Source organism: Limnohabitans sp. MMS-10A-192, from assembly GCF_003063335.1.
In the GTDB taxonomy this organism is placed as follows: domain Bacteria; phylum Pseudomonadota; class Gammaproteobacteria; order Burkholderiales; family Burkholderiaceae_C; genus Limnohabitans_A.
Genome location: NZ_NERX01000002.1, coordinates 100,654 through 124,995, shown reverse-complemented (window position 1 = coordinate 124,995; position 24,342 = coordinate 100,654). Strand labels below are relative to the sequence as shown.

General features: G+C 59.6%; 24 protein-coding genes. 11 read left to right on the top strand and 13 right to left on the bottom strand.

Features of this window, described 5'->3' with window-relative positions; translation table 11 throughout:
- Nucleotides 1–32: 32 nt before the first annotated feature.
- On the top strand, nucleotides 33–860 hold the full coding sequence (locus B9Z43_RS05455; protein ID WP_108323509.1) for an IclR family transcriptional regulator: 828 nt from the start codon (nucleotides 33–35) through the stop codon (nucleotides 858–860).
- A 4-nt stretch (nucleotides 861–864) separates the two neighbouring features.
- Here B9Z43_RS05455 and B9Z43_RS05450 read toward each other — a convergent pair whose 3' ends face one another.
- On the bottom strand, nucleotides 865–1,218 hold the full coding sequence (locus tag B9Z43_RS05450) for a helix-turn-helix domain-containing protein (protein WP_233253949.1): 354 nt from the start codon (nucleotides 1,216–1,218) through the stop codon (nucleotides 865–867).
- Nucleotides 1,219–1,365: 147 nt separating this feature from the next.
- On the opposite strand from B9Z43_RS05450, the gene B9Z43_RS05445 reads away from it, so the two are divergent.
- The 7 genes from B9Z43_RS05445 to B9Z43_RS05415 all read left to right on the top strand — a co-directional run bounded on the left by B9Z43_RS05445 (nucleotide 1,366) and on the right by B9Z43_RS05415 (nucleotide 9,408).
- Entirely contained in the window at nucleotides 1,366–3,099 is a 1,734-nt protein-coding gene (locus B9Z43_RS05445) for an FAD-dependent oxidoreductase (protein ID WP_108323507.1), read from the top strand.
- Nucleotides 3,100–3,108: 9 nt separating this feature from the next.
- Entirely contained in the window at nucleotides 3,109–3,870 is a 762-nt protein-coding gene (locus B9Z43_RS05440) for an SDR family NAD(P)-dependent oxidoreductase (RefSeq protein WP_108323505.1), read from the top strand.
- 76 nt (nucleotides 3,871–3,946) lie between these two features.
- Nucleotides 3,947–5,134: an ABC transporter substrate-binding protein gene (locus B9Z43_RS05435; protein ID WP_233250046.1), complete on the top strand. Its 1,188-nt coding sequence runs from the start codon at nucleotides 3,947–3,949 to the stop codon at nucleotides 5,132–5,134.
- Between the two features lie 52 nt (nucleotides 5,135–5,186).
- The gene (locus tag B9Z43_RS05430; RefSeq protein WP_108323503.1) at nucleotides 5,187–6,110 is read left to right on the top strand and encodes a branched-chain amino acid ABC transporter permease; all 924 of its coding nucleotides are present in this window, start codon (nucleotides 5,187–5,189) and stop codon (nucleotides 6,108–6,110) included.
- Nucleotides 6,107–7,879 carry an ATP-binding cassette domain-containing protein gene (locus B9Z43_RS05425; RefSeq protein WP_108323501.1) on the top strand — a complete coding sequence of 591 codons (1,773 nt, stop codon included), beginning with the start codon at nucleotides 6,107–6,109 and terminating at the stop codon, nucleotides 7,877–7,879. The genes B9Z43_RS05430 and B9Z43_RS05425 overlap by 4 nt, the downstream gene beginning before the upstream one ends.
- Entirely contained in the window at nucleotides 7,876–8,607 is a 732-nt protein-coding gene (locus B9Z43_RS05420; protein WP_369910062.1) for an ABC transporter ATP-binding protein, read from the top strand. Before B9Z43_RS05425 ends, B9Z43_RS05420 begins: the two co-directional genes overlap by 4 nt.
- Before the next feature lie 15 nt (nucleotides 8,608–8,622).
- Nucleotides 8,623–9,408, top strand: a complete 786-nt coding sequence (locus B9Z43_RS05415) for an SDR family NAD(P)-dependent oxidoreductase (RefSeq protein ID WP_233250047.1) — start codon at nucleotides 8,623–8,625, stop codon at nucleotides 9,406–9,408.
- A 334-nt stretch (nucleotides 9,409–9,742) separates the two neighbouring features.
- Here B9Z43_RS05415 and B9Z43_RS05410 read toward each other — a convergent pair whose 3' ends face one another.
- The 7 genes from B9Z43_RS05410 to B9Z43_RS05380 form a co-directional block, all read right to left on the bottom strand.
- The gene (locus B9Z43_RS05410) at nucleotides 9,743–10,675 is read right to left on the bottom strand and encodes an NAD(P)-dependent oxidoreductase (RefSeq protein WP_108323498.1); all 933 of its coding nucleotides are present in this window, start codon (nucleotides 10,673–10,675) and stop codon (nucleotides 9,743–9,745) included.
- The gene (locus B9Z43_RS05405) at nucleotides 10,672–11,016 is read right to left on the bottom strand and encodes an NIPSNAP family protein (RefSeq protein ID WP_108323496.1); all 345 of its coding nucleotides are present in this window, start codon (nucleotides 11,014–11,016) and stop codon (nucleotides 10,672–10,674) included. Before B9Z43_RS05405 ends, B9Z43_RS05410 begins: the two co-directional genes overlap by 4 nt.
- A 9-nt stretch (nucleotides 11,017–11,025) precedes the next feature.
- Nucleotides 11,026–12,009 carry a tripartite tricarboxylate transporter substrate binding protein gene (locus B9Z43_RS05400; RefSeq protein WP_158270071.1) on the bottom strand — a complete coding sequence of 328 codons (984 nt, stop codon included), beginning with the start codon at nucleotides 12,007–12,009 and terminating at the stop codon, nucleotides 11,026–11,028.
- Nucleotides 12,010–12,076: 67 nt separating this feature from the next.
- Nucleotides 12,077–12,487 (bottom strand): heme-binding protein, encoded by a 411-nt coding sequence (locus B9Z43_RS05395; RefSeq protein ID WP_108323492.1) that lies wholly within the window; start codon nucleotides 12,485–12,487, stop codon nucleotides 12,077–12,079.
- A gap of 43 nt (nucleotides 12,488–12,530) precedes the next feature.
- On the bottom strand, nucleotides 12,531–13,454 hold the full coding sequence (locus B9Z43_RS05390; protein ID WP_108323490.1) for a 3-keto-5-aminohexanoate cleavage protein: 924 nt from the start codon (nucleotides 13,452–13,454) through the stop codon (nucleotides 12,531–12,533).
- Between the two features lie 129 nt (nucleotides 13,455–13,583).
- Nucleotides 13,584–14,570 (bottom strand): MDR family oxidoreductase, encoded by a 987-nt coding sequence (locus tag B9Z43_RS05385; RefSeq protein WP_108323488.1) that lies wholly within the window; start codon nucleotides 14,568–14,570, stop codon nucleotides 13,584–13,586.
- A 100-nt stretch (nucleotides 14,571–14,670) separates the two neighbouring features.
- Nucleotides 14,671–15,555: a DMT family transporter gene (locus B9Z43_RS05380; RefSeq protein ID WP_108324123.1), complete on the bottom strand. Its 885-nt coding sequence runs from the start codon at nucleotides 15,553–15,555 to the stop codon at nucleotides 14,671–14,673.
- A 98-nt stretch (nucleotides 15,556–15,653) separates the two neighbouring features.
- Here B9Z43_RS05380 and B9Z43_RS05375 point away from each other — a divergent pair, with 98 nt between their 5' ends.
- Together B9Z43_RS05375 and B9Z43_RS05370 are read left to right on the top strand one after the other, a co-directional pair.
- Complete coding sequence (locus B9Z43_RS05375) at nucleotides 15,654–16,457, top strand: alpha/beta fold hydrolase (RefSeq protein ID WP_108324122.1); 804 nt, start codon at nucleotides 15,654–15,656, stop codon at nucleotides 16,455–16,457.
- A 27-nt stretch (nucleotides 16,458–16,484) separates the two neighbouring features.
- The gene (locus B9Z43_RS05370; protein WP_233250048.1) at nucleotides 16,485–18,098 is read left to right on the top strand and encodes an alkaline phosphatase; all 1,614 of its coding nucleotides are present in this window, start codon (nucleotides 16,485–16,487) and stop codon (nucleotides 18,096–18,098) included.
- 145 nt (nucleotides 18,099–18,243) lie between these two features.
- On the opposite strand, the gene B9Z43_RS05365 is transcribed toward B9Z43_RS05370, so the two are convergent.
- The 3 genes from B9Z43_RS05365 to B9Z43_RS05355 all read right to left on the bottom strand — a co-directional run bounded on the left by B9Z43_RS05365 (nucleotide 18,244) and on the right by B9Z43_RS05355 (nucleotide 20,615).
- A complete protein-coding gene (locus B9Z43_RS05365; RefSeq protein ID WP_108323485.1) occupies nucleotides 18,244–18,666 on the bottom strand; it encodes a universal stress protein in 423 nt (140 codons plus the stop codon).
- 114 nt (nucleotides 18,667–18,780) lie between these two features.
- On the bottom strand, nucleotides 18,781–19,641 hold the full coding sequence (locus B9Z43_RS05360; protein ID WP_108323483.1) for a metallophosphoesterase: 861 nt from the start codon (nucleotides 19,639–19,641) through the stop codon (nucleotides 18,781–18,783).
- Nucleotides 19,638–20,615, bottom strand: a complete 978-nt coding sequence (locus B9Z43_RS05355) for a LysR family transcriptional regulator (RefSeq protein ID WP_199222254.1) — start codon at nucleotides 20,613–20,615, stop codon at nucleotides 19,638–19,640. Before B9Z43_RS05355 ends, B9Z43_RS05360 begins: the two co-directional genes overlap by 4 nt.
- Nucleotides 20,616–20,776: 161 nt before the next feature.
- Here B9Z43_RS05355 and B9Z43_RS05350 point away from each other — a divergent pair, with 161 nt between their 5' ends.
- Entirely contained in the window at nucleotides 20,777–21,250 is a 474-nt protein-coding gene (locus tag B9Z43_RS05350) for a hypothetical protein (RefSeq protein WP_108323481.1), read from the top strand.
- Between the two features lie 63 nt (nucleotides 21,251–21,313).
- Here the strand turns inward: B9Z43_RS05350 and B9Z43_RS05345 are convergent, their stop codons facing one another.
- Together B9Z43_RS05345 and B9Z43_RS05340 are read right to left on the bottom strand one after the other, a co-directional pair.
- A complete protein-coding gene (locus tag B9Z43_RS05345) occupies nucleotides 21,314–22,237 on the bottom strand; it encodes a DMT family transporter (protein WP_108323479.1) in 924 nt (307 codons plus the stop codon).
- Nucleotides 22,238–22,329: 92 nt separating this feature from the next.
- Entirely contained in the window at nucleotides 22,330–24,195 is a 1,866-nt protein-coding gene (locus B9Z43_RS05340; RefSeq protein WP_108323477.1) for a phosphoenolpyruvate carboxykinase (GTP), read from the bottom strand.
- Nucleotides 24,196–24,342: the final 147 nt, after the last annotated feature.

Sequence of the window (24,342 nt, the reverse complement as noted above, 5' to 3'; positions counted from 1 at the left end):
GATAGTTGGTTTGTGTCAAACTCATTCGTTCTATGCGAAAAAAATCTGAACCTACCCAAGTGCTCTCGCTTGAAATCGAGGACAAATCACAACGCGCTGTTCAGTCGGTTGAAGTTGGTGGCCGTCTGTTATTGGCTCTTGCAGACAGCGGCTCGGCCCTGAGTCTCAAGGACTTAGCCGCACGTGCTGAAATGACGCCATCCAGGGCCCATCCCTACTTGGTGAGTTATGGTCGACTCGGCTTAATCGAACAAGACTCTTCGGGCCGATACGACCTGGGACCGGCAGCTTTGCGCGTGGGTTTGGCCAGTCTGCAAAGACTTGAACCCATGACGGTTGCTGAACCTGTGATCCGACAACTTGCCGCACAAACAGGACATGCCATTGCGATTGCAGTTTGGGGTAATTTCGGACCCACTGTGGTGCGTTTGATTGAGGCGCAGCAGCAACTGCACGTCTCACTGCGGATCGGCAGTGTGTTGTCGCTTTTCGATACGGCGACGGGAAGAGCGTTTGCCTCAGTCTTGCCTCAAGAGCGGCTGCTACAAGCGATTGCAGGCCCTTTGGGTGAGGCTATGCCGCAGGAAAAATGGCAGCAGCGCCAACCGGAGATTCAAGAAATTGTTCAGGAAGCACGCCGGCATGGCGTCAGTCGAGCGATCAGTAACCCTATTCCCGGCGTGAATGCATTCAGTGCACCGGTCTTTGACTTGGAGGGTAACCCCGTGATGGTGATCACGATGACCAACCACGAAAACCGGCTTCCCGCAGCTTGGAAAAACGAAGCGGTATCCATGTTGGCCGAGGCCGTTAAAGAGCTGACTTTGCGTCTCGGTGGTCAGCAACCAGCGCAGGCTTAACGTCTCAGGTCGCGTGATGGCCCAGAGCTTCCGCGAAGGGCGTGGCTTCACGCACAGGGTTCAGCGTTTGCAAGCTGGTCAGCCCCAACTGGATGGCCATGGGGCCTAAGAGGTAATAGCCCGTAAAAGGGTCCTGCGCGACCAGGCCAATTTTCGCAAAACTCACCAAATACGGGTGAATTTTTCCCGAAGGCATGTTTGCCGCCTTCACCAAGTCTTTCAAGGCCATCGGTCTTGGCTCTGATGCGAGCACCTTGAGGATTTCCCCCCCCACCTCAATCGACTGGATACCACGCCGCTCGCGCTCGGGTGCGTGTTCCGGTTCGTTCTTCAAACTGATTGGCTGGACTTTAGACATGGGTGGAATCATACGCACCAATTATTCACTATTGTTTAGCGCGCTAGATCAGGGTAAGTCCCTAGATAAGGTTTAGCGCGCTAGGTTTAAATTAGCAGACATGCGAGGAGCAATCGCTTTCTCGTTCATTTCTTAGGAGAAATTTCAATGTCGGTAGCAAATCAGCTTGACTGCGATGTACTGGTTGTGGGTTCGGGTGTGGCAGGCATGTCTGCTGCGATTACGGCCGCCAGCCGCGGGTTGAAAGTCGTGGTGGCAGAAAAGGCCGCTTTTTATGGAGGGACGACCTCCCGTTCGGGCGGCTGGCTCTGGATTCCGAACACTCAGATGGCTAAAGCCTTGGGCCATGTGGAGCGCCCGGATCAGGCGCTCACCTACATCAAGGATCAGGCTGGTGACAACTTTGATGAAAAGCGCGTGCGCGCTTTTATCAAAAATGGCCCCAAGTGCGTCGAATTTTTCACATCTAAGACGGTGCTGCAGTTCGACATGCCGCTGACATTCCCGGACTACCATGCAGAGGCACCAGGCGCTGCACAAGGCGGTCGCTCATTTGTGACACGCCCCATGGACGCACGCGAGATGGGGCCGCTGCTTAAAGACCTTGGCCCTGTGCTGCCTGAGTTGACGGTCTTTGGCCTCACGATCGGTTCGGGCAAAGACATCATCCATTTCATGCGGGCTTCACGATCTTTGGAGTCTGCCTGGTACGTAACCAAGCGTCTGACCAAGCATTTCATGGAGGTCTTGCGTTACGGACGCGGGATGACGCTGACCAATGGCAATGCCTTGGCTGCTCGTCTGGCCAAATCGGCTGCGAATTTGTCGGTGCCGGTTCTGCTGTCTTCTCCTGTAACTCAGTTGTTGCGCGACGGAGAACGCGTGACGGGCGCGGTGCTGGAGCAGCAAGGTCAAAAGGTTAAGGTCAATGCCAAGATGGGTGTGGTGTTAGCCAGCGGGGGCATTCCACATGACGAGGAGCGCAAGAAAAAGGTCTACGCTCACGTTCGCTCAGGCCATCAGCATTGGTCACCGACCCCCGAGTCCAATACTGGCGATGGCGCACGCATGGCCGAAGCTGTCGGTGGCGTGTTTGATGACACCTTGCAACAAGCCGCAGCCTGGACTCCGATGTCGCTGGTTCCGCGCAAGGACGGGAGCACGGGCATCATGCCGCACTTCATCGATCGCGCTAAACCGGGTGTCATCGCGGTCAATCAGGATGGCAAGCGTTTCACCAACGAAGCCAATTCTTACCACGATGTCGTGCAAGCCATTGTGGAGTCTTCTGTCGGAAAGCAAAACAGTTTCTGCTGGCTGGTGGCTGATCACCGCGCGATTCGTCGTTATGGACTTGGCTTTGTCAAGCCGTTCCCCATGCCTATGGGCGAACACCTGAGCAATGGGTATCTGAAAAAAGGCCGCACGGTGGCTGAACTCGCGCAGAAAATTGGTGTTAGCGCCGCCTCACTGGATGAAACGATTAACCGTTACAACGAAAACGCTCAATACGGTCGTGATCCCGAATTTGGTCGTGGCAGTAAAGCCTACAACCGTTACCAAGGCGATGCACTACACAGTCCTAATCCTTGTGTGGAGCCACTGAAGACCGGTCCTTTTTATGCCATCAAGCTGGTGCCAGGCGACATTGGTTCATTCATGGGGCTGAAAACGAATGGAAACGGCCAAGTGATCCGCACCGATGGCAGTCCGATTGAAGGCCTCTATGCCGCTGGTAATGATGCAGCCAGCATCATGGGTGGCGAGTACACCGGGGCCGGCATCACATTGGGACCAGGTCTTACCTTTGGCTATATCGCAGCAAATCACATTGCCGATCAGGTTCAAGCCACACAATCCGCTCCTGCTTACGCTGCCTGAAGATAAACCATGAAAATGCCAAAAATTCTCAAAGGTCGTACGGTTTTCATCACGGGTGCAGGACAGGGAAATGGCAAAGCTATCGCCATAGGATTAGCAGACGCGGGCGCCAAGATAGTGGTCACAGACCTCAATCGGGAAAACGCTGATGTGACGGCCGAAATGATTCGAAGCAAAGGGGGACAAGCCTGGAGCTATGGCCTGGATGTAACTTCGGCTGAGCAATGCGCCGAAACTGCTCGTCGTGTCGCCAAGGACGTGGGCGCTGTGGATGTGTTGGTCAACAACGCCGGCATTCTGATCCGCGAAGGCATTGACAGCCCGAATGCATCCAAAAATCTGCAACTGATCATGAGAGTCAATGTCGAGGGTACTTTCAATGTCACGCATGCGTTTCTCTCTGATCTCCGGAAAACGAAAGGCACGATCGTCAACGTCGCTTCTGTAGCTTCCTTTGCTGGCTGGCCAAACACTCTGGGCTATGCCCCATCGAAAGGGGCCGTCAAACAGCTCACACAATCGCTGGCTGTTGATTTGGCAAAGGACGGTGTAAGGGTCAATGCGATCGCGCCGGGTGTTATTGCCACAGCTATGTCCGCCTCTACGCGGGCTGATCCAGCCAAACTGGAAAAATTCCTCACCCGCATCCCGATGGGGCGGGTCGCGGAGCCTGAGGAGTTAGTGGGAGCTGTTTTGTTCCTGGCATCCCCTATGTCCTCCTATGTGACTGGAGTGACGATTCCTATCGACGGCGGATTCTTAGCAGCCTGACTTCCACTGCGGCCTGAACCTCGCGCAAGGTCGCAATTTTTCAAAGCGAGTACCTCAACCAACTAAGGAGACAACCATGTCTAAATTCAAAATGAGCCGCCGTATGGCCATCCTCTCGGCTGCATCTCTGATGAGCTTGGCTACTGCAGCGCAGGAAATCAAGCTCGGCTTTAACGGGGACCTGTCGGCATCTCCCTCGGCACAGAGCGGTGCTGCTGGCGTTCTCGGCATTCAGGCTGCAATCGAAGACATCAATGCTGCCGGTGGTATCAATGGGCGCAAGCTGACCTTGGTCATTCGAGACGATCAATCTCAGCCGCCCAAATCGATTCAAAACATGAGCGATCTAATTGATAACGAGAAGGTAGTGGCCGTCTTTGGCCCAACCAACTCTGGCAATGCGATGGCATGGAAGCATATTCCGAATCAGAAAAAAGTTGTTTCCATGGGCATGATCGGTGGCGGCACAGACATCACCAAAAACACTGGCGGTGACAACTACATGTTCCGTGTGTCGATGGTTGATCGCGAACAGGTCGCAGGTATCATCGCCTACGCTCAAAAAGCCGGCTATAAGAAAGTCGGTCTGCTGACCGAAACCACCGGCTATGGCGCAGGTGGTCTCAAGGACATGCAGGAGATCGGAAAACTTCACGGCATTGACGTTTCAGTGACTGAAAAATTTGCTGTTGCGGATACCGACATGACTTCTCAGCTCAACAAAATGAAAGCGGCAGGCGTGGATGCCGTTGCGGTCTGGGCGCAAGGTACTCCTACCGGACAGCTCATGCGCTCGATGGAAAAGATTAATTACTTCCCTCCTGTGCTGTCCTCTTGGGCTGCTGACAACATTACGTTCCACGATGCCGCAGGCAAGACACTGGCAGAAAAGCCGATCTTCATGCGTACCATGGTGGACCCTTCGACGCCAAAGCAAAAACAGCTTTTCGAGCGGACCAAGGCCAAGCTGGCTGCCGCTAGTGCATTTCCGTTCGTCGTACACGGTTATGACGCAGTGCAACTGATTGCAGCTTCGATTCGCCAAGCTGGTAGTACCGATGGCGAAAAAATGCGCGCTGCATTGGAAGATTTGAAAGAACCCGTGGCTGGCGCAATGAAGTCTTACAGCAAACCTTTCAGCAAATTACAGCATGAGGCACTCACTGCCGCTGACTTTGCATTTGTGAAGTGGAATGCCGGCAAACTGGTCCAGGTGACTGATCCAGTCATCAAATCGTTGACCACGGCTGACTTCAAGCGCTGATGGTTATGGGGGCCGCGAGAAAAAGCGGCCCCTCCTCAACAGGAATTTAAAAATGGAAATCGCTCTGTTGCAGGCATTGCTGAGTGGCGCTGCCGTAGGAAGCGCGTATGCGTTGGTCGCTTTGGGTTTTAGTGTCACATTCACCACCACCAAGACATTGAACTTTTCTCACGGTGAGTTCGTCTCTGCCGGTTCATTTATTGGCATGAGTGTTTTGTTTTTGGCACTTGGTAAGCCCATCACCTCGACCTCATTTGGAGGCGAGGTCACAGGCGATGGTGCGCAGCTATTAGCGCTTTTGGCAGCGTTGGGCGTGATGGGTGTTCTTGGTTGGTTGTTGTATTTGCTGGGTGTGCGGCCTTTTTCGCGCAAACCAGGCATGTCCTGGGTCATGAGTACGCTCGGATTTGGCGTGATTTTGCAAAGCATTGGATTGGCTATTTGGGGGCCTAAACCTGTCGTGGTGCCGGGCCCCGTCGGCGATGAAGTTGTGCGTTTGTGGGGGATCGGCATCCGTCCACAGGAAATTTTGATGTTGGTAGTTTCCGTATTCGTCATGGTTCTATTCGATCACGTCATGCGAAAGACCATGGTCGGAAAAGCTATGCGTGCAGTAGCACAGAACCCCAGTGTTGCCAGTCTGATGGGCATCAACGTCAACGCGATGATGATTGGCGCTTTCGTGGTCAGTTCTGCGCTGGCAGGCTTGTCCGGCTTCATGCTAGCGCCCATTGCGCAGGCTTCGTTATTTATGGGGCTGGCGGTCGGCTTGAAAGGTTTCTCGGCCGCGATGGTGGGCGGGTTAAACAACGCTCGCGGCTGTGTTTTGGGTGGCTTCGTATTGGGAATTCTTGAGTCCATGGTCAACCTGTGGTCGGCTCAGTGGCGCGAAGTGGCGATTTTTGCGCTAGTGATTGCGGTTTTGGCTGTGCGGCCCACTGGCCTGTTCGGCACCAAGATGGTGGAAAAGGTATGAACAACCTCAAACATTTCCTGGGAGTTTCCCTCTTTGTTTCGATACTGTGCGCTATCACGGCCCAGATCGGAAACGACTATTACCTTCGCATCATTTTCATGATGTGCATTTACTACCTCTGTGCGGTCGGCATGAACGTTTTGGTGGGGTATGCCGGCCAAAAATCGTTAGGTCAGGCAGGGTTGTTTGCTGCCGGGGCTTACGCTGTTGCATTGGTGACCACTCGAACTGAAATTGACGGGGCAACAGCATTGCTTTTAGCAACTGTGATTTCCGGTTTGTGCGGCGTCTTGATTGCCTTACCTTCATTGCGCGTCAAGGGACCTTATCTTGCAATGGTCACCATGGCTTTTGGCATCGTGATCGAAAAATTAGTGTCGGAGTGGTCGGATGTGTTTGGCGGTGCCACGGGTATATATGGCATCAAGCCACTATCTTGGGGAGGCCAGCCTTTCACCATCCAGCATTGGGTATGGTTTGCGATCGTTATTTCTGCTGTGGCCCACCTGTTGATTCGTAACTTGATGACGGGGCGCTTTGGCCGCGCAATGCTTTCCTTGCAGGCAGATGAAATTGCCTCTGCCTCGGTGGGTGTCCGGGTCTATCGTGCAAAAGTGGTGGCTTTTGTGATTGCGGCCATCACTTGCGGCTTGGCGGGTGCTCTTGTAGCCCAGCAAAACCAGTACATCAACTCCGACTTCATCAGCTTCCACCTGTCAATTTTCATCCTGCTGCTTGTCTTGTTCGGCGGCGTTGGCAATTTGTATGGCCCCCTGGTCGGTGCAGTCTTGCTCACGGCCATCGATGCCGCTTTGGCACGCTGGCCATCGGTACAGCATCTGGTGTATGGCGCACTCTTGCTATTTGCGATGTTTGTGATGCCAACGGGTGTGATGGGTGTGTTGCAAAAGTGGTTCAAACGTCATCCCTCCAGCTTCGGCGCTGAAAAGTCCACGATCTCAGAATCGGGTCTGCGAATGAATTCTGGCGGGGCTGGCGATTTGTTGGTTGTCGAGGGTGTCAGCAAGGCCTATGGAGGGGTCAAGCCTGCACAGAATGTGAGTTTCAAGCTTCAATATGGCCATGTGCACGCCCTGATCGGCCCGAACGGCGCCGGCAAATCCACCATGATCAACATGCTCAGCGGTGTGGTCACGCCTGATGCTGGCAGTATTCAGTTTGACCGCCACAACCTCATCGGAGAGGAAGCGCATCGCATCTGCACATTTGGCATGGGTCGGACTTTCCAGAATCTTCGATTGTTCGGAGACCTGTCTGTTTTGGATAACGTGATGCTGGGGCGCCATTCCCGCATGCGAAATGGATTTTTCTCGTCGCTATTTGCTTTGCCTATGGCTAAAAAGCAAGAATATGCTGCACGTCAGCATGCTCTGGCAGTGCTTGATCTGGTTGGTTTACCACAACTGCAAGGGGCGCCTGCGGGAAGTCTGCCCTATGGCCTGCAGCGCAGGGTAGAGCTGGCGCGCGCATTGGCAACTGAACCCAAACTCTTGTTACTGGATGAGCCAGCAGCAGGTTTGAATCCTCAAGAAACTGCAGAACTTGGCCAGTTGCTGGTCAAGATCAGCCGCCTAGGAACAACCATTCTTATGGTTGAGCATCACATGGACCTGGTCATGGCCATATCGGACCATGTGATTGTTCTCGACTACGGGATCAAAATTGCCGAGGGTAAGCCCTCTGAAATTCAGAGCAATCCCAAAGTGATCGAAGCCTACTTGGGCGGTGAAGCTGTCTTGGCCGCATGAAGCACAAGGAAAAGAAAATGCTCAAGTTACAAGACATTCGTATCTCCTACGGTGCCATCGAAGCGGTCAAAGGGGTCAATCTGGAAGTACGAGAAGGAGAAGTGGTGACCATCATCGGTGCCAATGGCGCTGGTAAATCTACACTGCTCAAAAGCATCGTCGGACTGGAAAAACCGCAAAGCGGCACCATCCATTTCAATGGACAAGACATCACCCATACACCCGCTCACAAACGCGTGGGTATGGGTGTGGCCTTGTCGCCTGAGGGTCGCGGAGTGTTTCCGGATCAGACCGTGCGTGAAAACCTGATGCTCGGGGCTTATGCTCACCAGGGGAATCCGGCACAGGTAGAGGCTCTGATCGAAAGAGAATTTCAAAGATTCCCCAGATTGAAAGAGCGTCAAAATCAGCTGGCAGGGACGATGTCTGGCGGTGAGCAACAGATGTTGGCAATTTCTCGGGCACTGATGAGCGAGCCCAAGCTCCTTCTGCTCGATGAGCCCTCATTGGGGTTGGCGCCTCTAATCATTGCTGAAATTTTTCGTTCTATTCGTCAGCTCAGTGCCTCTGGCTTGACCATTTTGCTGGTGGAGCAGATGGCCAACCAAGCCTTGTCAGTGGCTGAGCGCGCCTATGTCTTGGAAACCGGAAAAATTACTCTTCAAGGTTCAGGGTCTGATCTCCTGAAAGATCCAGCAGTTCGGGCTGCTTATCTTGGTGCCCATTGATACAAGGGGCACCCCATGGGCAAGCAAGAAACTGCACCGGCGATGACTACCGTCAATGACTTTGAAGGACAGGTGGCTTTGGTCACAGGCGGGGGATCAGGAATTGGTGAAATCACATGTGAAACGCTGGCCGCGCGTGGCGCCAAAGTGGCGGTGATTGACTTCGATCTGAGTGCAGCAGAGCATGTAGTTACCCGAATTCAGGCGCATAAGGGCAATGCTGTAGCGATACAAGCGGACGTCACAAAGGCGGCAACTGTGGAACAGGCCATACAGCAAGTTCTAAAACGCTGGGGTGGTTTGCACTTGGCGGTCAACAACGCTGGTATTCCTTCGCCCAAAGCTGCAGTGGCCGATACCGATCTGACGCTCTGGAGCCGAGTGCTGGACGTCAATTTGACAGGCATGTTTTATTGCTTACGCAGTGAAATTCCAGCGATTTTGGCCAGTGGCGGTGGCGCCATTGTGAACCTGTCTTCGATTCTGGGACTCAATGGCATGGCTGGTCGGGCTGCCTATGTTGCTGCCAAGCATGGCGTGGTAGGCCTGACCAAGTCGGCCGCGCTTGACTATGCCGAAACAGGGCTGCGCATCAATGCGGTTGCACCAGGTTATGTCGACACCCCCCTTTTGAAGGATCGCACCGCTGACGAGCGCAAAAGCATTGCTCAGATGCATCCAATGGGGAAGATGGCAGAGCCTCAGGAAATCGCGGAGGTCATTGCGTTTTTGCTGTCCCCCCGAGCATCTTTCGTCACTGGGCAAACTTATTTGGTTGATGGCGGCTACTCAGCACGCTGACCATTGTTCTAGCTATGTCTAGTTTAATTTTCAGAGATATTGAATGAACGAGAGCAGTGTGATCGTTTCCAAGGAAATTGATGCAAATCGGTCCGAGTGTGTCGAGCCTTGGTTCACCTTTGTGATTTCCGGCTTGCTGATTGCGATATTTCTTGCTCTGTTCATCGCGACTTTTTGATGCGACTACAGAAATTTGCTATGAAATTGACCGTTCGAATCGTTTAGAGATGGTCGGATGTGATTCACTCTGTACGTGCCAGAAGTCGTCATTCAGGTAACTCAAGCTAAAGACCCCTTTGGGTCGCAAGCGGTCCTTCTTCAGTCTCTGCGAAAGCTAAGAAGACATCCTCGACAACACATCAAACACCGCCGCTGTGTCGTGCTCGGCGTGGCCCAGGGCCATGGCCGCGTTGTAGACGGGCACGGTGGCGGCAAACAGGGGCGCGGGCACTTGGGCGTCGGCCAGTGCGGCGGCGATCAGCTTCATGTCTTTTTGCCAGATGCCGACTTTCATGGTGGCGGTGTGCCAGCCTTCGCCTTCCATCAGGGGGCCGCGCACTTGCAGCATGCGTGAGCCGCCTGCGCCGTCGCTGAGCACCTTGACGGCGTCCTTGGGCGCGATGCCCCAGCGCTGGCCCAGCAGCAGCGCTTCGGCGGTCGACACGTTGTGGATGGCCACCAGCAAATTGGCCATCAGCTTCATCTTCATGCCCTTGCCAAAGGCGCCCAGGTCAAAAGTGCTTTTCGAGAAGCCTTCAAAGACGGGCGCCAGTTGCTTGATCGCCGCTTTGGGGCCGCTGGCATAGACCGTGAGGTCTTTGTGAACGGCTTGCGCGCCGGTGCCCGACAAGGGGCAGTCGAGCATGACGATGCCTTGGGCTTTGAGGGTGTCGCGTGCGGCGGTTTTGTCGGCGATGTCGAGCGTGCTGGTTTCCACCACCAGCAGGCCGCGCTGGCCGACAGCCGCGATCTGTTGCGCCGCACCGTGCAAGGCCTCGGGCCCCGGCAGTGAGCAGATGATGACTTGGGCATCGCCCGCCAAGTCACCTGCCGATTTGCGCGCTGTGCCACCGGCTGCTTTGAAGCGCTTCATGGCTTTGGGGTCGGGGTCGTAGCCCGTGACTTGAAAGCCAGCCTTCATCAGGTTCACGGCCATGGCCAGGCCCATGATGCCGACGCCCAACATGCCCACGCGTTCTATGGGCGCATTCTGTTTGACGGGTTGAGCCTTTGGGGCAGCGCGGGGTTTGGGGGCCGGAGTGCTCATGCGGTTTGCTGCGGGTCGAAGTCGATGGTGGGTGAGAAGGCCGTGGTGCGCAAGATTTTGGTGCTTTGCTCGATGACCACGTCCAGCTCCAGCAGCGCCTGACGGTAGACCGGCCAAGCGGGGTCGGCCTCCATCAAGGCGCGGCGGCGCTCGCGTTCGGCCAGGCTGGCAAAGCCCCACAGGTGCACCACCTCGTTGAGCGGGCCGATCTCTGACACATAAAACCCGATCAGGTGCCCGAGGTACTGGTTTTGCAGCGGCAGCGCCGCTTGCTCATACAGCTTCAGAAAGGCACCCGTGTGCAGGGCTTTGAGGGTGTAAGTGCGGTGCTCAACGATCATGGGGCGTCCTCAGTCGACCTTGATGCCCAGGTCGTTGATCACCTTGTTCCAGAAGGCGTAGTCGCCGTTGGCCACGGTGTCGAGCGCAGCGGCACTGGTGCCCGTGGGCGTGAGGCCCAGCTCAATCAGGCGGGCCTGGATCTCGGGCAGCTTCACGATCTTGACGATCTCGGTGTTGAGCTTGGCGATGATGTCGTTGGGCGTGCCGGTGGGCGCAAAGATGCCGTGCCACGAACTGCCGATGACGCCGTTGACGTCGAGGTTGGCGTCAAACTCGGTCATGGTGGGCACGTCGGGCAGGCCGGGGATGCGCTGCGCACCCGAGATGCCCAGGGCCTTGACCTTGCCGGACTTGATCAGTGGAATCGCCGTGGTCGATGCTTCGACCGAGAGGCTCACCACGCCACTCATCACATCGGGCGAGGGGTTGGTTTTGTAAGGCACGTGGTTGAGCTTGATGCCCAGGCGCTGCGACCACACCTCCAGCGCCACATGGGGCTGCGAGCCGACGCCCAAGGAGGCAAAGTCGATCTTGCCGGGGTTGGCCTTGGCGTACGCCACCAGCTCCTTCATGTTGTTGTAGGGCGCCTTGGGTGTGGCGGTCAGCACATGGGGCACTTGCAGAATTTGGGCAACGGCCTTGAAGTCACGCGGGGGGTTGTACTTGGCATCCCTGTACACATTGGGCGCGATGGCGTGTGTGGCCTTGACGCTGAAAAACAAGGTGTAACCGTCAGCCGGTGCGGTGCCTGCCGCCACGGCGCCGATCATGCCGCCCGCGCCGGGCTTGTTGTCCACCACCACGGGCTGGCCCAGGGCCGCGCCGAGCTTGTCGCCAATCAGGCGTGCCACCACATCGGGCGAAATGCCGGCCGGAAACGGCACCACCAATTTGATGGGGCGATTGGGGTAGCCCGCAGATTGCGCAAAGGCACTGGGCATGGCGCTGAGCGTGGTGGCGGCGGCGAGGGCGAGCAAATGACGGCGTTTCATGGTGTTGTCTCCTGTTGGTATGGTGGTTGCGCGAAAGAAAAAGGGGGGGTGAACGTTGGCAGATGTGTCAGCACAGGGTGGCGAAATGCGCCACGCCTGCAGCGGCCACAACGCCGTCTTCGTGCGACTGCACGCCCGAGATGCCGATGGCGCCGACAAACTGGCCATCGCGCACCAAGGGCAGGCCGCCCTCGATGGGCGTGGCGCCGGGCAGCATCATCATCACGCTGCGGCCTTTGGTCACAGCGGCTTCGATGGCTTGTGTGGGCCGCTTGAACAGCAGGGCGGTCTTGGCCTTTTCTTGGGCGACCACGCTGGAGGCTTTTTGGGTGCCGTCGAGCCGTTCGAGGTACATGGTGTGTCCGCCGTCATCGACGATGGCGATCACCACGTTCCAGCCGTTCTGCACGGCGCAGGCTTTGCAAGCGGTGGCGATGTTTTTGGCGTCGTCGATCGAGAGGGCCCATTGGCTGTACATGTGTGTTCCTGTTGGTGTTGAAGGGTTGCGAGATGCGAAAGGTTCAGAAGTTCACCTGCTGTGCGCCCTTGAGCGCCAGGATTTGTCGGGCCTCGTCGGGCGTGGCGATCTGCAGGCCCAGGCCTTCGATGATCTGGCGCGCTTGGCGCACCTGCTCGGCATTGCTTTTGGCCAGCGTGCCCTTGCCCAGCCACAGGCTGTCTTCCAGGCCCACGCGCACATGGCTGCCCATGCTGGCGCCCATGGCAGCGATGCGCATCTGGTGACGCCCTGCGCCCAAAACAGACCACTGGTATTGGTCGCCAAACAAACGGTCGGCGGTGCGGCGCATGTGCATCACGTCTTCGGGGTGGTTGCCAATGCCGCCCAAAATGCCGAAGACCGACTGGATGAAAAATGGCCCCTTGATCAGCCCTTTGTCGGCAAAGTGCGCCAGGTTGTACAGGTGCCCGATGTCGTAGCACTCGAGTTCAAAACGGGTGTTGTTTTCCGCGCAGGCCCGCAAGGCGTATTCGATGTCCTTGAAGGTGTTGCGAAAGATCAGGTCGCGGCTGTTTTCCAGGTGCTCGCGTTCCCACGCGTGCTTGAACTCGGTGAAGCGGTCCAGCATCGGGAACAGCGCGAAGTTGAAGGACCCGAGGTTGAGCGACGCCACCTCGGGCGCAAAGCGCATCGACGGCTGAATCCGTTCATCAATGGTCATGAAGGGCGAGCCGCCGCTGGTCAGGTTGAGCACGGCGTTGGTGCGACTTTTGATCTGCGGCAAAAACTTGCCAAAGGCTTCGGGGCTTTGGTCGGGCTTGCCCGTGACCGGGTCGCGTGCGTGCAGGTGGATGATGGCTGCGCCGGCGTTGGCTGCTTCGACCGAGGCTTCAATGATTTCCTCGGGCGTCACCGGCAAGTAGGGTGACATGGAAGGCGTGTGGATGGCGCCTGTGACTGCACAAGTGATGATGACTTTGTTCATCGAATGGACCGCTGAGTTTGAATGTCAGGCCATCGTAAGGACGAGTCACTGTGCGGCACATCGCGTTAACCCCTAAGGGCAGACACATGGGTTACAGCTGCGCTGCGGCTTGCAGCGCAGCGGGGCTCGTCAGGCGTTGACGTTGACCACCACCCGCCCGCGCACCTGACCGGCCAGAATCTCGGCGCCCAGAGCGATGGCGTCGGCCAGGCCCACTTCGCGGGTGATGCGCTCCAGCTGCGCGCCGTCCAGGTCTTGGGCAAGTCGCGCCCAAGCGGCTTCGCGCACGGCACGCGGGGCCATCACGCTGTCGATGCCCGCCAGCGTCACGCCGCGCAAGATGAAGGGTGCCACGCTGGATGGAAAGTCCATGCCTTGGGCCAGGCCGCAGGCGGTGACCACGCCGCCGTACTTCGTGCTGGCGCAGGCGTTGGCCAGGGTGTGGCTGCCCACGGTGTCGACCACGCCCGCCCAGCGCTCTTTGGCCAGCGGTTTGCCGGGGGCAGAGAGTTCCGCCCGGTCCATGACGTCGGCTGCGCCCAGCTGGCGCAGGTAGTCGGCCTCTTGCAGGCGGCCTGTGCTGGCCACCACGCGGTAGCCGAGCTTGGCCAGCAACGCAATCGCCACGCTGCCCACGCCGCCGCCCGCGCCGGTGACCAAAATGTCGCCGCTGGCGGGTGTGACGCCGTGCTTTTCAAGCGCCATCACGCACAGCATGGCGGTGTAGCCTGCGGTGCCAATGGCCATGGCCTGGCGCGGGGTGAAAGCGGCAGGCAGTTTGACCAGCCAGTCGCCCTTGAGGCGCGCCTTTTGCGCCAGACCGCCGCTGTGGCTTTCGCCCACGCCCCAGCCGTTGAGCACCACTTTGTCGCCCGCCTTGAACAGCGGGTGCTGGCTCTCGGTCACGGTGCCCGACAAGTCGATGCCGGGCGTGAGCGGGAATTTGCGCACCACCGGCGATTTGCCGGTGATGGCCAGGCCGTCTTTGTAGTTGAGGGTGGAGTAGTCCACCTGCACCGTCACATCGCCCTCGGGCAAGGCGCTGTCGTCCAGCGTCTTCAGGGTGCAGCGGTAACCGGCATCGTCTTTTTCAATTTGCAGGGCTTGGTAGCTCATGGCTCTCTTTCGGGTTCATCGGGTGGAGGGGTGGATGCCCGCGTTCGCGGGCACGACGAATCAGGGTGTCACGGGGATCAGGCGGTTCATATCAGGGGCTTCATTTGCGGTTGACCAGCACAATGCCCACCGCCACCAGGCCCAGCGCCATCAGCAAGGTGGGGGTGGCCGACTCGCCCAGCCAAAGCGTGCCGAACAGCAAGGCAAACAGTGGGGTCAAAAACACGAAGACCGAAATCTTGGTGGCCGGGTAACGGCCCAGCATCCACATCCAGGCCAGGTAGCTGGCAAAAGCGCCGATCACGGTTTGCGCCAGCATCGAGCCCCAGGCCATGGGGCTCCATTGCAGGTTCCAGCTTTCGCCCAAAGCCACCGACAGCCAAGGCACGGCCAGCGCGGTGGCGGCGATTTGGTAGAAGAGCAATTTTTCGGGTGAGATGCGCGTCAGGTTGTTGGCCCGGATGGCCACCGTGGTCAGGCCCCACAAAGCGCCAGCCGCCAGGCCCAGCAGGTCGCCCAGGGCGCTGTTGTTGCCCGCGCTCAGGCCCTCGCGCATGGCAAAGGCCACGGCCACAAAGGCGCAGGCCATGCCCAGCCATTGCAGCGGGCGCAGGCGTTCGGACTTCACAAACAAGGGCACCAAAGCCGCCACCCAAAATGGGGAGGTGTACAGAAACACCGTCAGGCGCGAAGCGGTGGTGTATCGCAGGCCCAGGTAAATGCAGGCGAATTCAGCCGCGAATAAGCCACCGGCCAAAAGGCCTGCCCACAAGGAGCCGTCGCGCTCGAACAGGCGAATGCCGCGCACGCGGCACCAGACCAGGAGCAACACGCATGCGCCCATGCAGCGCAAGCTGGCCTGAAACAGCGGCGCCACCTCGTCCATGATGGACTTGACCAGCACCTGCTGCAGACCCCAAAACATGCAGCAGACCAGCAAGATGCCGACCGCCAAACCGTCCAGATGCTCTTTGCGTGAATTCATGGCGGCCATTGTGCCGTGCCCCAGAGGGGCGGGCTGTCACCTTGGGCATGTACCGTGCAGGTAATATGCCTGCACAAGGTTTTTTGAATTCACGCGACATGTTGCTTCCCCATTTCACCGCGCTGGGCGCTGGCCCGATTGTTTTGATGCTGCACGGGGCAGGCGGCAACTTCCGCAGTTTTGCACCGCAGGTGGAGCGTTTGGCGCGTGCGGGCTACAAGGCGGTGGCTTGGGACATGCCGGGCTACGGCCACAGCGTGCCGGTAGAGCCTTATGGGCTCAAGGGCCTGGCGCGCAGCGCCATCGCTTTGATCGAGGCCTTGCTGCCCGCCGACGCCCCGGCCCCCAAGCGGTCGGTGCATCTGGTGGGCCATGGCCTGGGCGGCATGGTGGCGCAAGAGCTGATCATGCGCAGGCCCGACCTGGTGCGCCGCTTGGTGCTGGTGGGCAGCACCAGCGGGCCCGACTCGGGCTGGGCAGAAGATGCCGTCAGTCAAACCTTGCTGCTGGATGCCGCTGCGGATGCCGATCGGCCGCAATGGGCGCAGACCGTGGTCGCTGCGCAGACGGGCCCCCAGGCCCTGGCTGAAGGGGTGATGCTGGCCAGGCATTGCATGGCGCAGGTCTCACCCGTCACTTACCGCCACGCTTTGCAGGCGCAGGCCGCTTTTGACCGCGATGCGGCCTTGTCACACATCCATGTGCCCACCCTGTTGATCAGGGGCGAGCACGACCCCTTGGCGCCGATGGCCGCGCTCGAACGCATGGCGAAACGCATCCATGGCGGCCGCTGGGTGCAGATGCCCGGCGTGGGCCACTGGCCACAGCTGGAGTCGCCCGAGGCCTTTGAGGCCTTGTTGCTGGATTTTCTGGATGAGCCGCCTGTGCATTGGACGCATTGAACGTAGGACGCAGGGAGCGAGAAAACAATGAACGCATTTGAAAAACACATGGCCGCGCTGCCAGCGGGCCCTTTGAACCGCCGCGACTGGCATCGCTTGGCCTTGGCGGCGGCCATGACGCCTTGGCTGGGCGCTTGTGCCCAAGCGCAGGCTGTGGGCAGTTCGGCCGAAGCCGCGCAAGGCCCGCGCTGGCAGGTCGATCCTTTCAGCCTGGGTGTGGCCAGTGGTCAGCCCCAGCCCGACAGCGTGGTGCTTTGGACGCGCTTGCGCATCACTGAGGCCGATGCGGCGCAGATGGGCCAGTCGGTCGGTGTGGTGTGCGAGCTGTTTGCCGATGCCGCCTTGCGCCAACCGCTGCGCCAGTGGCGTGTGCAGACCGATGCCGGCCGTGGGCACAGCGTGCATGTGGTCGCCAATGGTCTGCAAGCCGGGCGCCATTATTGGTACCGCTTTGTGTGCGGCAGCGCCACCAGCCCGGTGGGCCACACCCGCACCAGCCCGGGCGTGAACGACGCGGTGGACCGCTTGCGCATCGCTTTGGCTTCTTGCCAGCATTTTGAGCAGGGCTACTTTGTGGCACACCGCGAAATGGCCCAGCGCGATCTGGACTTGGTGCTGTTTGTGGGCGACTACATCTACGAAAGCACCAACCCGCAGTACATGTTGCGCAAGCACGAAGGCGGTGTGCCCAAGCAGCTGGACGAATACCGCGAACGCCATGCGCAGTACAAGGGCGATGCGGACTTGCGCGCCTGCCATGCCGCGCACCCCTGGGTGATGACCTGGGACGACCACGAAGTGGTGAACGACTACGCCAACGACCTGGACCGCAACTACACCGACCCGCAGGTGTTTTTGCGCCGCCGTGCGGCCGCCTACCAGGCCTACTTTGAACACATGCCGGTGCGTCTGGGGCCCGATGCGAACAACGCCAGCCAGATGCGCATCCACGACCGCATGGCCTGGGGACGCTTGGCCGACCTGTGGACACTGGACTGCCGCCAGTACCGCGACCACCAAGCCTGCCCCGACCCGATGCGCGGCGGTGGCCGTGTGGTGGTGGGCTGCGATGCGCTGGCCGACACCTCGCGCACCATGCTGGGTGCGGCGCAAGAACAATGGTTCACCGACGGCCTCACCCGCAGCAACAAGCGCTGGAAGCTGGTGGCCCAGTCCACCCAGATGAGTTCCAGTGGCCTCAACACCCCGCTGGGGCGCAGCGCTTTCACCGATGGTTGGGATGGTTATCCGCAGGCGCGTGCCCGCTTGCTGGGCAGCGTGGCGCAAGCCGGCCTCAAAGACGTGGTGCTGCTGGGCGGCGATGTGCACATGAACGTGGCCGCGCAACTGCGTGTGCAGTCCAATGACGAGCGCTCGCCGATTGTGGCCAGCGAACTGGTGACCACCTCGATCACTTCACGGGGCTTGGGCGAAAAGTTGCTGGCGCAGATCCGGGACAGCAACCCCGACATCCTGCATGCGCGCTCGGATGAACGGGGCTACACCCTGCTGGACGTGAAGCCGCAAGGCATCAGCGCCCAGTTCAGGACCACACCCAACCCGGCCAAAGCCGACGGGGTGCTCAAGACCCAGGCGCAATTCCAGATCCAGGCGGGTGTGGCGGGCGTTCAGAAAGCTTGAACGCTTTACGCCTTTGGCGCGTTACGCCGGATTCTTTGCATGTCGTCCCGGACACCCTGCACGTCATAGCGGATAACCTGCACGTCATCCCGGACACCCTGCATGTCATCCCGGACTTGATCCGGGATCCATGACTTGCCCGACTTCAGCGCACCAGCAGCACCGGCACTTTGCAGTGCGCCAGCACCTGCGTGGCGACCGAGCCCATGACCAGGTTGCCCAGCGTGCCGTGGCCGTGCGAGCCCATGACCACCATGTCGAATTTGCCGCTGTCGGCGGTCTTCGAGATGATCTCCCCAGCGTGACCGACTTTGGTGATGCTTTTGGCTTCGATGCCGTGGCGTGTCAAAAAGGTGGAGACCGGGGCCAGCACTTTTTCTGCTTCTTCGCGTTGGTAGGTCTCGACCACTTCTTTGCCCACCGCCGAGCGTGCGCGTGGCGGCAATTGGGGCTGCACGGTGATGAGGGTGTACTTGTTCGATGCGCTGAACAGTTCATCGTGCGTGGCCAGATAGGCCAGCATTTTTTTCGTGTAGTCGCTGCCGTCAACGGCCAACAAAATTTTCATGGTGTGCTCCTTGATTGGTGAGGCTTCCAGCTTAAGCCGGCGTCCTCACCACGCTATTGATGCAAGTCAAGAAAATCCGTTGGCCAGGTGCCTCAAGGTTGGCCAGCGCACCGTTCAAACGGCGATCAGCTGCTGTGCCTTGAACCGAAGCTGTTCGCCTTTGTGCGCATAGCCCAAGGGGTTGGCCACCACACGGCAGCCGTCCACCGCATAGTCGCTCGGGCAATGCAAATGGCCGTGCAGCCAAAGCTGCGCTTGGGGCAGCAGGGCATCGAGCGCGTTGCAAAACCCGGCCGTGCCCGGTGTCTCGCCATAGCGCGGGTCGGCGCTGCGCAGGCTGGGGGCAAAGTGCGTCACGACCACGGTGGGGCCGTCAAATGGGGCATCCAAGGCCGCGCTCAACCAGTCCTGGCACAGCAGGGCATGTTCGCGCATGCCCTCGGCCAGCCAAGGCGCGTTCGTCCGCGTGGTGCCGGTTTTGCGCAAGTAATAGTTGGCGGCCCGAAAAGCCTTGTCGCGTGCTTTCAGCTGGCGGGTGTACTGGCTGTTGGGGTGGCTGAAGTGCGCCGGGATTTTCTCGGGCAAAGGCTTGCCCGCCAAGGGGCCGAGCGCGTCAAAGTCGGACCACAGCGTGGTGCCGACAAAACGCACCCCACCGAGTTGCACCACTTCGCGCTCCAGCCAGGTGATGCCCAAGCGGGCGCAGGTCTCTTGCAGGCGCTGATGCGCTTCGTCAAAGTCCATGCCGTCGTACTCGTGGTTGCCGGGCACAAACAGCACCGGCGTGGGCCAGCCGTTTTGCGGCGAGAAGCGGCCCAGGCCAAAGTCGGCATCGCCCGAGGCGCTCAGCGCCGAGTTGTTTTGGTAGGAACCGATGTCACCGGCCAACACCAGCACATCGGCACCGGGGGCGGGCGTGGGCATGAAACCGGGGTTGCTTTCCAGGTGCAGGTCCGACAGAAGCTGAATGTTCATGGGGTGCTCTCGGGCATGAAGGCTTGTTGTGCCACTTGCAGCAACTGGCTGCGCAGCCATTGGTGGGCGCTGTCGTGCTGCAGGCGGCGGTGCCACAGCGCTTCGACGTGCACCGGCGGCACGTCAAAGGGCAGCTCGCGCAGCACCAGTTGGTCGGCCATGCCGGTGGTGGGCACAAAGTGGCGGGGCAGCACGGTGAGCAAATCGGAGTTGACCACGACTTGCCCGGCGGTGAAAAACTGGTTGACGGTGACCACGATGCGCCGCTGCTGGCCGATGGAGGCCAGGGCCTCATCCACAAAGCCATAGGGCCTGCCGGAAAAGCTCACCAGCAGATGCCGTGCGGCGCAGTAGCTTTCGGTGCTCAAGGGCAGGTCGGCCATCGGGTGGCCTTTGCGCATCACGCAGACGTATTCACCGGCGTACAAGCGCTGGTGTTCAAAAGTGACGGCCTCACCGGCTTGGGCGCGTGCGGTCAAGTCGGTCAACACCGCGGGAAAGTAGCCCAAGGCCATGTCGGCCGCGCCATCGCTGAGCAGGCGGCGCGGGTCGCGTGTGGTCAGCGGCACCACGCGCAGCGAGACGCCCGGTGCGTCGCTCTCCAGCCGCCTGGCCAGGCCGCCCATGAGTTCGGCGGCCGTGGCATCGGCCATGGCCAGCACAAAAGTGCTGCTGGCCTGGGCGGGCACAAACAGGCTGGGCACGATGGCCGCTTGCAATTGGCGCAAGGCCTCGCGCACGCTGGGCCACAGGGCCAAAGCGCGGGGCGTGGGCTCGATCCCGTGGCCGTGGCGGCGCACCAGCTCGTCGTCCAGCGCATCGCGCAGGCGGCGCAGCGCGTTGCTGACCGCAGGCTGCGTGAGCGACAGGTTGCGCGCCGCCCGGGTCAGGCTGCGTTCGGCCATGACCTCGTCAAAGACCCGAAGCAGGTTCAGGTCCAGGGTGCGAAAGGAGGCGGGAATGGGGGTGTTCATGGGGCGGTCAGGGGTCGATGGCTCAACTCATCACCAATGTGAATGATACACATCATGAATATAAAGTTGAACAATACCCGTATTAACCCTAATATTCGATCCAAGGTTTTGATCTCTTTGCTTTGCAAACACATACAAAACCCTTTTGAAGGGAATACAAAATGGACACAACTGTTTCGAAATCTGTCTTGGGCCAAGTGCCCGCAGCCTCTGCCCAAGCGGTGGCACCCGCCACTTCTGCCAAGGCCTTGGCCACTTTGTTGCTGGCCGCCGGGGTCGCGGCCTTGGTCGTCATGACCGACCAAATGATCGACGACTGGGCGGAAACCCATGTCATCGCTTCCTGGTTGGCCCTGTGGGCCGTGGCGGTGCTGGCCATTGGGGCCTTGCGCGGCGTGACCCGCATGCTGGCCCAAAAAACAATGGCCAATTTGGACGGCTGGTCGGCCCATGTGGCGCGCCGCCGCGCTGACCAGCGTCTGTGGGCCATGGCCCAGAACGACACCCGCATGATGCGCGACCTGCAAACCGCCATGGACCGCGCCGATGACGACAGCGCGCCTGCCAAGGATGTGCACGCGCTGATGAGCCGCCGCGTGGCCCGCATGGTGGCAAGCCGCCTGTACTACATCTGATCTGCCGACAGGCGGGTCCATTCGAGCCTCCTTCGGGAGGCTTTTTTCATGGGGCTTGCGGTTTCAGGGTTCGGTCGTCTCAGGCGCGGACCTGGAGGCCAGGTAAATGCCCGGCAAGATCAGGCCTGCGCCCAGGATGTGGTGCCAACCCATCGGTTCGCCCAGCACGGCCCATGCGGTCAAGCCGCCATACAAAGGCCCCAGGTAGAGGCTGGCGGCCACGCGGCTGGCACCGAGCACTTTCTGGCAAAAACCATAAGCCCAGTAAGCGCCGATGCCCGGCACCACGGCTGCAGCCAGCACCAGCCCAGTGGCGGTGGCGGACCAGGCGGGCCGGTCGGCCGACCACCATTCGGCCACGGCAAAAGGCAGCAAGACCAGCGAGCCGCCCCAAGCCGTGGTGGCCAGACGGGCCGTGGCGCCCAGTGGGCTGGGCCATTTCTTGAGCAACAGCGCATATGCGGCCCAGGCCGTCATGCACAGCACGATCCAGCCATCGCCCGCCACCCACTGCACCTGACCGAGCGACAACCATTGGCCTTTGACCACCACATGGAAGACCCCCGCCATGGCGATCAGCACCCCAGCGGCTTGCCGCCACGAAAAGCGCTCGCCCAGCCACAAGACCGCGCCCACGGTGATCAGCACGGGTGAGGCGGCGTAGATCAGGGCGATGTTGATGGCCGAGGTGGTCTGCGCCCCTCGGTAAACCCAGGCGCCGCAAATGAGCATGCCCAAGGCGCCCAGCACCAGGTACTGCCATGCCACTTTCAGGGTGTTTTGGCGTTGGCACCACAGTTCGCTGCGGGCCACAAAGGCCAGCACCAGCCCGGCCAGCCCCCAACGGCCCAGGGCCAGCACATGGGGTTGCACCACGCCGGGCGCGGTGCGCGCCACGATGTAATTGACCGACCACATGGCCGGCGTGAACCAGAGCAGCCACAGGGCCAAACGGTGGCGGGATTCAGGGGTTTTCAAAAATGACATATGCCAGCGATTGTGCCGGGCAAAAAAAACGCCCCGGTTTGTGGCCGGGGCGCTTGGACAGTCTGGCACCGATGGGGCGCAGACCGTTGGGTTTAAGCCAGACGGGCTTGCAAAGCAGCCTTGGTGTCCAGCAGCGCTTGGGGCAGGTGGAAAGCCAATTGGGCAAAGTGCTCGTCGTGCAGCTTGAATTCGGCTTGCCAAGCGGCCTTGTCGATGCTGGTGACGGACTTGAACTGTTCGGCCGAGAAGCTCACGCCGTTCCAGTTGATTTCGGCATATGTGGGGGCCACGCCGAACATGGTCTGCTCGCCTTGGGCCTTGCCTTCGATGCGGTCGATCATCCACTTGAGCACGCGCATATTGTCGCCGTAACCGGGCCACACGAAAGAGCCGGTCTCGTCCTTGCGGAACCAGTTCACGCAGTACATGGCGGGCAACTTGAAGCCTGCGGCCTGGGCCTTGGCGCCGGTGTCCAGCCAGTGCTGGAAGTAGTCGCTCATGTTGTAACCGCAGAAAGGCAACATGGCGAAAGGATCGCGACGCACCACACCTTGCGCGCCAAAGGCAGCGGCGGTGGTTTCCGAGCCCATGGTCGCGGCCATGTACACGCCTTCGGTCCAGCTGCGTGCTTCGGTCACGAGTGGCACGGTGGTCGAGCGGCGGCCGCCGAACATGAAGGCGTCGATCGCCACGCCTTTGGGATCGTCCCAAGCGGGGTCCAAGGCGGGGTTGTTGATCGCGGCCACGGTGAAACGGGCGTTGGGGTGCGCGGCCTTGGTGCCTTTTTCTTTGGCAATGGCGGGGGTCCAGTCATTGCCTTGCCAGTCGATCAGGTGATCGGGCAGCTTGCCGGTGTCCTTGTCCATGCCTTCCCACCACACGTCGCCATCGTCCGTGAGGGCCACGTTGGTGAAGATCACGTCCTTGTGCAGGCTCAGCATGCAGTTGGGGTTGGTCTTCATGTTGGTGCCAGGGGCCACACCAAAATATCCGGCTTCGGGGTTGATGGCGTACATCTTGCCGTCGGCGTTGGGCTTGATCCAGGCTATGTCGTCACCGATGGTGGTGACTTTCCAGCCTTCGAAAGCTGCTGGAGGCACCAGCATCGAGAAGTTGGTCTTGCCGCAGGCGCTCGGGAACGCCGAGGCCACGTGGTACTTTTTGCCCTCGGGGCTGGTCACGCCCAAGATGAGCATGTGCTCGGCCAACCAGCCTTGCTCGCGGCCCATGTTGGAGGCGATGCGCAGCGCAAAGCACTTCTTGCCCAGCAGCGCGTTGCCGCCGTAGCCCGAGCCGTAAGACCAGATCTCGCGGGTGGTGGGGAAGTGAACGATGTACTTGGTGGTGGGGTTGCAAGGCCAAACGGTGCTGTCCTTTTGACCAGCGGCCAAAGGTGCGCCCACGGTGTGCATGCAAGGCACGAACTCGCCGTTGCTGCCCAACACGTCGTACACGGCCTTGCCCATGCGGGTCATCAGTTTTTGGTTCACGGCCACGTAGGCGCTGTCGGTCAGCTCGATGCCGATGTGGCTGATGTGCGAACCCAGCGGGCCCATGGAGAAAGGCACCACGTACATGGTGCGGCCGGCCATGCAACCGTCAAACAGCGGGTTCAGGGTGGCGCGCATTTGCGCAGGTTCCATCCAGTTGTTGGTGGGGCCGGCGTCTTCTTTCTTGTCCGAGCAGATGTAGGTGCGGTCTTCCACGCGGGCCACGTCCGAAGGATCGGTCCAGGCCAGGAAAGAGTTGGGGCGCTTGGCGGGGTTGAGCTTTTTGAAGGTGCCCGCTTCGACCAGCTCGGCGCACAGGCGGTCGTATTCCTCTTGCGAGCCGTCACACCAATAGATGTTGGCGGGCTTGCACAGGGCGGCCATTTCGGCGACCCAGGCGATCAGCTTGGCGTTTTTGACGTAAGCCGGTGTGTTCAGGTTCAGGCCCTGCATCACGGGTGAGTTCATGGGAAAGCTCCAAAGTTTAAAAATCGTTTTTTCAAAGGCTCTGGGCAGGGGCTTTGAAAAAACGAATCAGGGCGTGGGTGGTGGCGGCACACGGGCATGTAACCGCTTGGTAACCGCGGGCCTCGATTTTAGGGAGGCTGGCCGTTG

Bases quoted from the DNA above. Each gene is read 5' to 3' on its own strand.
- B9Z43_RS05345 (WP_108323479.1), bottom strand. From the start codon at position 22,237: ATGTCATTTTTGAAAACCCCTGAATCCCGCCACCGTTTGGCCCTGTGG.
- B9Z43_RS05455 (WP_108323509.1), top strand. From the start codon at position 33: ATGCGAAAAAAATCTGAACCTACCCAAGTGCTCTCGCTTGAAATCGAG.
- B9Z43_RS05350 (WP_108323481.1), top strand. From the start codon at position 20,777: ATGGACACAACTGTTTCGAAATCTGTCTTGGGCCAAGTGCCCGCAGCC.
- B9Z43_RS05400 (WP_158270071.1), bottom strand. From the start codon at position 12,009: ATGAAACGCCGTCATTTGCTCGCCCTCGCCGCCGCCACCACGCTCAGC.
- B9Z43_RS05410 (WP_108323498.1), bottom strand. From the start codon at position 10,675: ATGAGCACTCCGGCCCCCAAACCCCGCGCTGCCCCAAAGGCTCAACCC.
- B9Z43_RS05365 (WP_108323485.1), bottom strand. From the start codon at position 18,666: ATGAAAATTTTGTTGGCCGTTGACGGCAGCGACTACACGAAAAAAATG.
- B9Z43_RS05380 (WP_108324123.1), bottom strand. From the start codon at position 15,555: ATGAATTCACGCAAAGAGCATCTGGACGGTTTGGCGGTCGGCATCTTG.
- B9Z43_RS05445 (WP_108323507.1), top strand. From the start codon at position 1,366: ATGTCGGTAGCAAATCAGCTTGACTGCGATGTACTGGTTGTGGGTTCG.
- B9Z43_RS05425 (WP_108323501.1), top strand. From the start codon at position 6,107: ATGAACAACCTCAAACATTTCCTGGGAGTTTCCCTCTTTGTTTCGATA.
- B9Z43_RS05355 (WP_199222254.1), bottom strand. From the start codon at position 20,615: ATGAACACCCCCATTCCCGCCTCCTTTCGCACCCTGGACCTGAACCTG.
- B9Z43_RS05340 (WP_108323477.1), bottom strand. From the start codon at position 24,195: ATGAACTCACCCGTGATGCAGGGCCTGAACCTGAACACACCGGCTTAC.
- B9Z43_RS05435 (WP_233250046.1), top strand. From the start codon at position 3,947: ATGTCTAAATTCAAAATGAGCCGCCGTATGGCCATCCTCTCGGCTGCA.
- B9Z43_RS05385 (WP_108323488.1), bottom strand. From the start codon at position 14,570: ATGAGCTACCAAGCCCTGCAAATTGAAAAAGACGATGCCGGTTACCGC.
- B9Z43_RS05360 (WP_108323483.1), bottom strand. From the start codon at position 19,641: ATGAACATTCAGCTTCTGTCGGACCTGCACCTGGAAAGCAACCCCGGT.
- B9Z43_RS05420 (WP_369910062.1), top strand. From the start codon at position 7,876: ATGAAGCACAAGGAAAAGAAAATGCTCAAGTTACAAGACATTCGTATC.
- B9Z43_RS05370 (WP_233250048.1), top strand. From the start codon at position 16,485: ATGAACGCATTTGAAAAACACATGGCCGCGCTGCCAGCGGGCCCTTTG.
- B9Z43_RS05440 (WP_108323505.1), top strand. From the start codon at position 3,109: ATGAAAATGCCAAAAATTCTCAAAGGTCGTACGGTTTTCATCACGGGT.
- B9Z43_RS05415 (WP_233250047.1), top strand. From the start codon at position 8,623: ATGGGCAAGCAAGAAACTGCACCGGCGATGACTACCGTCAATGACTTT.
- B9Z43_RS05390 (WP_108323490.1), bottom strand. From the start codon at position 13,454: ATGAACAAAGTCATCATCACTTGTGCAGTCACAGGCGCCATCCACACG.
- B9Z43_RS05375 (WP_108324122.1), top strand. From the start codon at position 15,654: ATGTTGCTTCCCCATTTCACCGCGCTGGGCGCTGGCCCGATTGTTTTG.
- B9Z43_RS05450 (WP_233253949.1), bottom strand. From the start codon at position 1,218: ATGTCTAAAGTCCAGCCAATCAGTTTGAAGAACGAACCGGAACACGCA.
- B9Z43_RS05405 (WP_108323496.1), bottom strand. From the start codon at position 11,016: ATGATCGTTGAGCACCGCACTTACACCCTCAAAGCCCTGCACACGGGT.
- B9Z43_RS05430 (WP_108323503.1), top strand. From the start codon at position 5,187: ATGGAAATCGCTCTGTTGCAGGCATTGCTGAGTGGCGCTGCCGTAGGA.
- B9Z43_RS05395 (WP_108323492.1), bottom strand. From the start codon at position 12,487: ATGTACAGCCAATGGGCCCTCTCGATCGACGACGCCAAAAACATCGCC.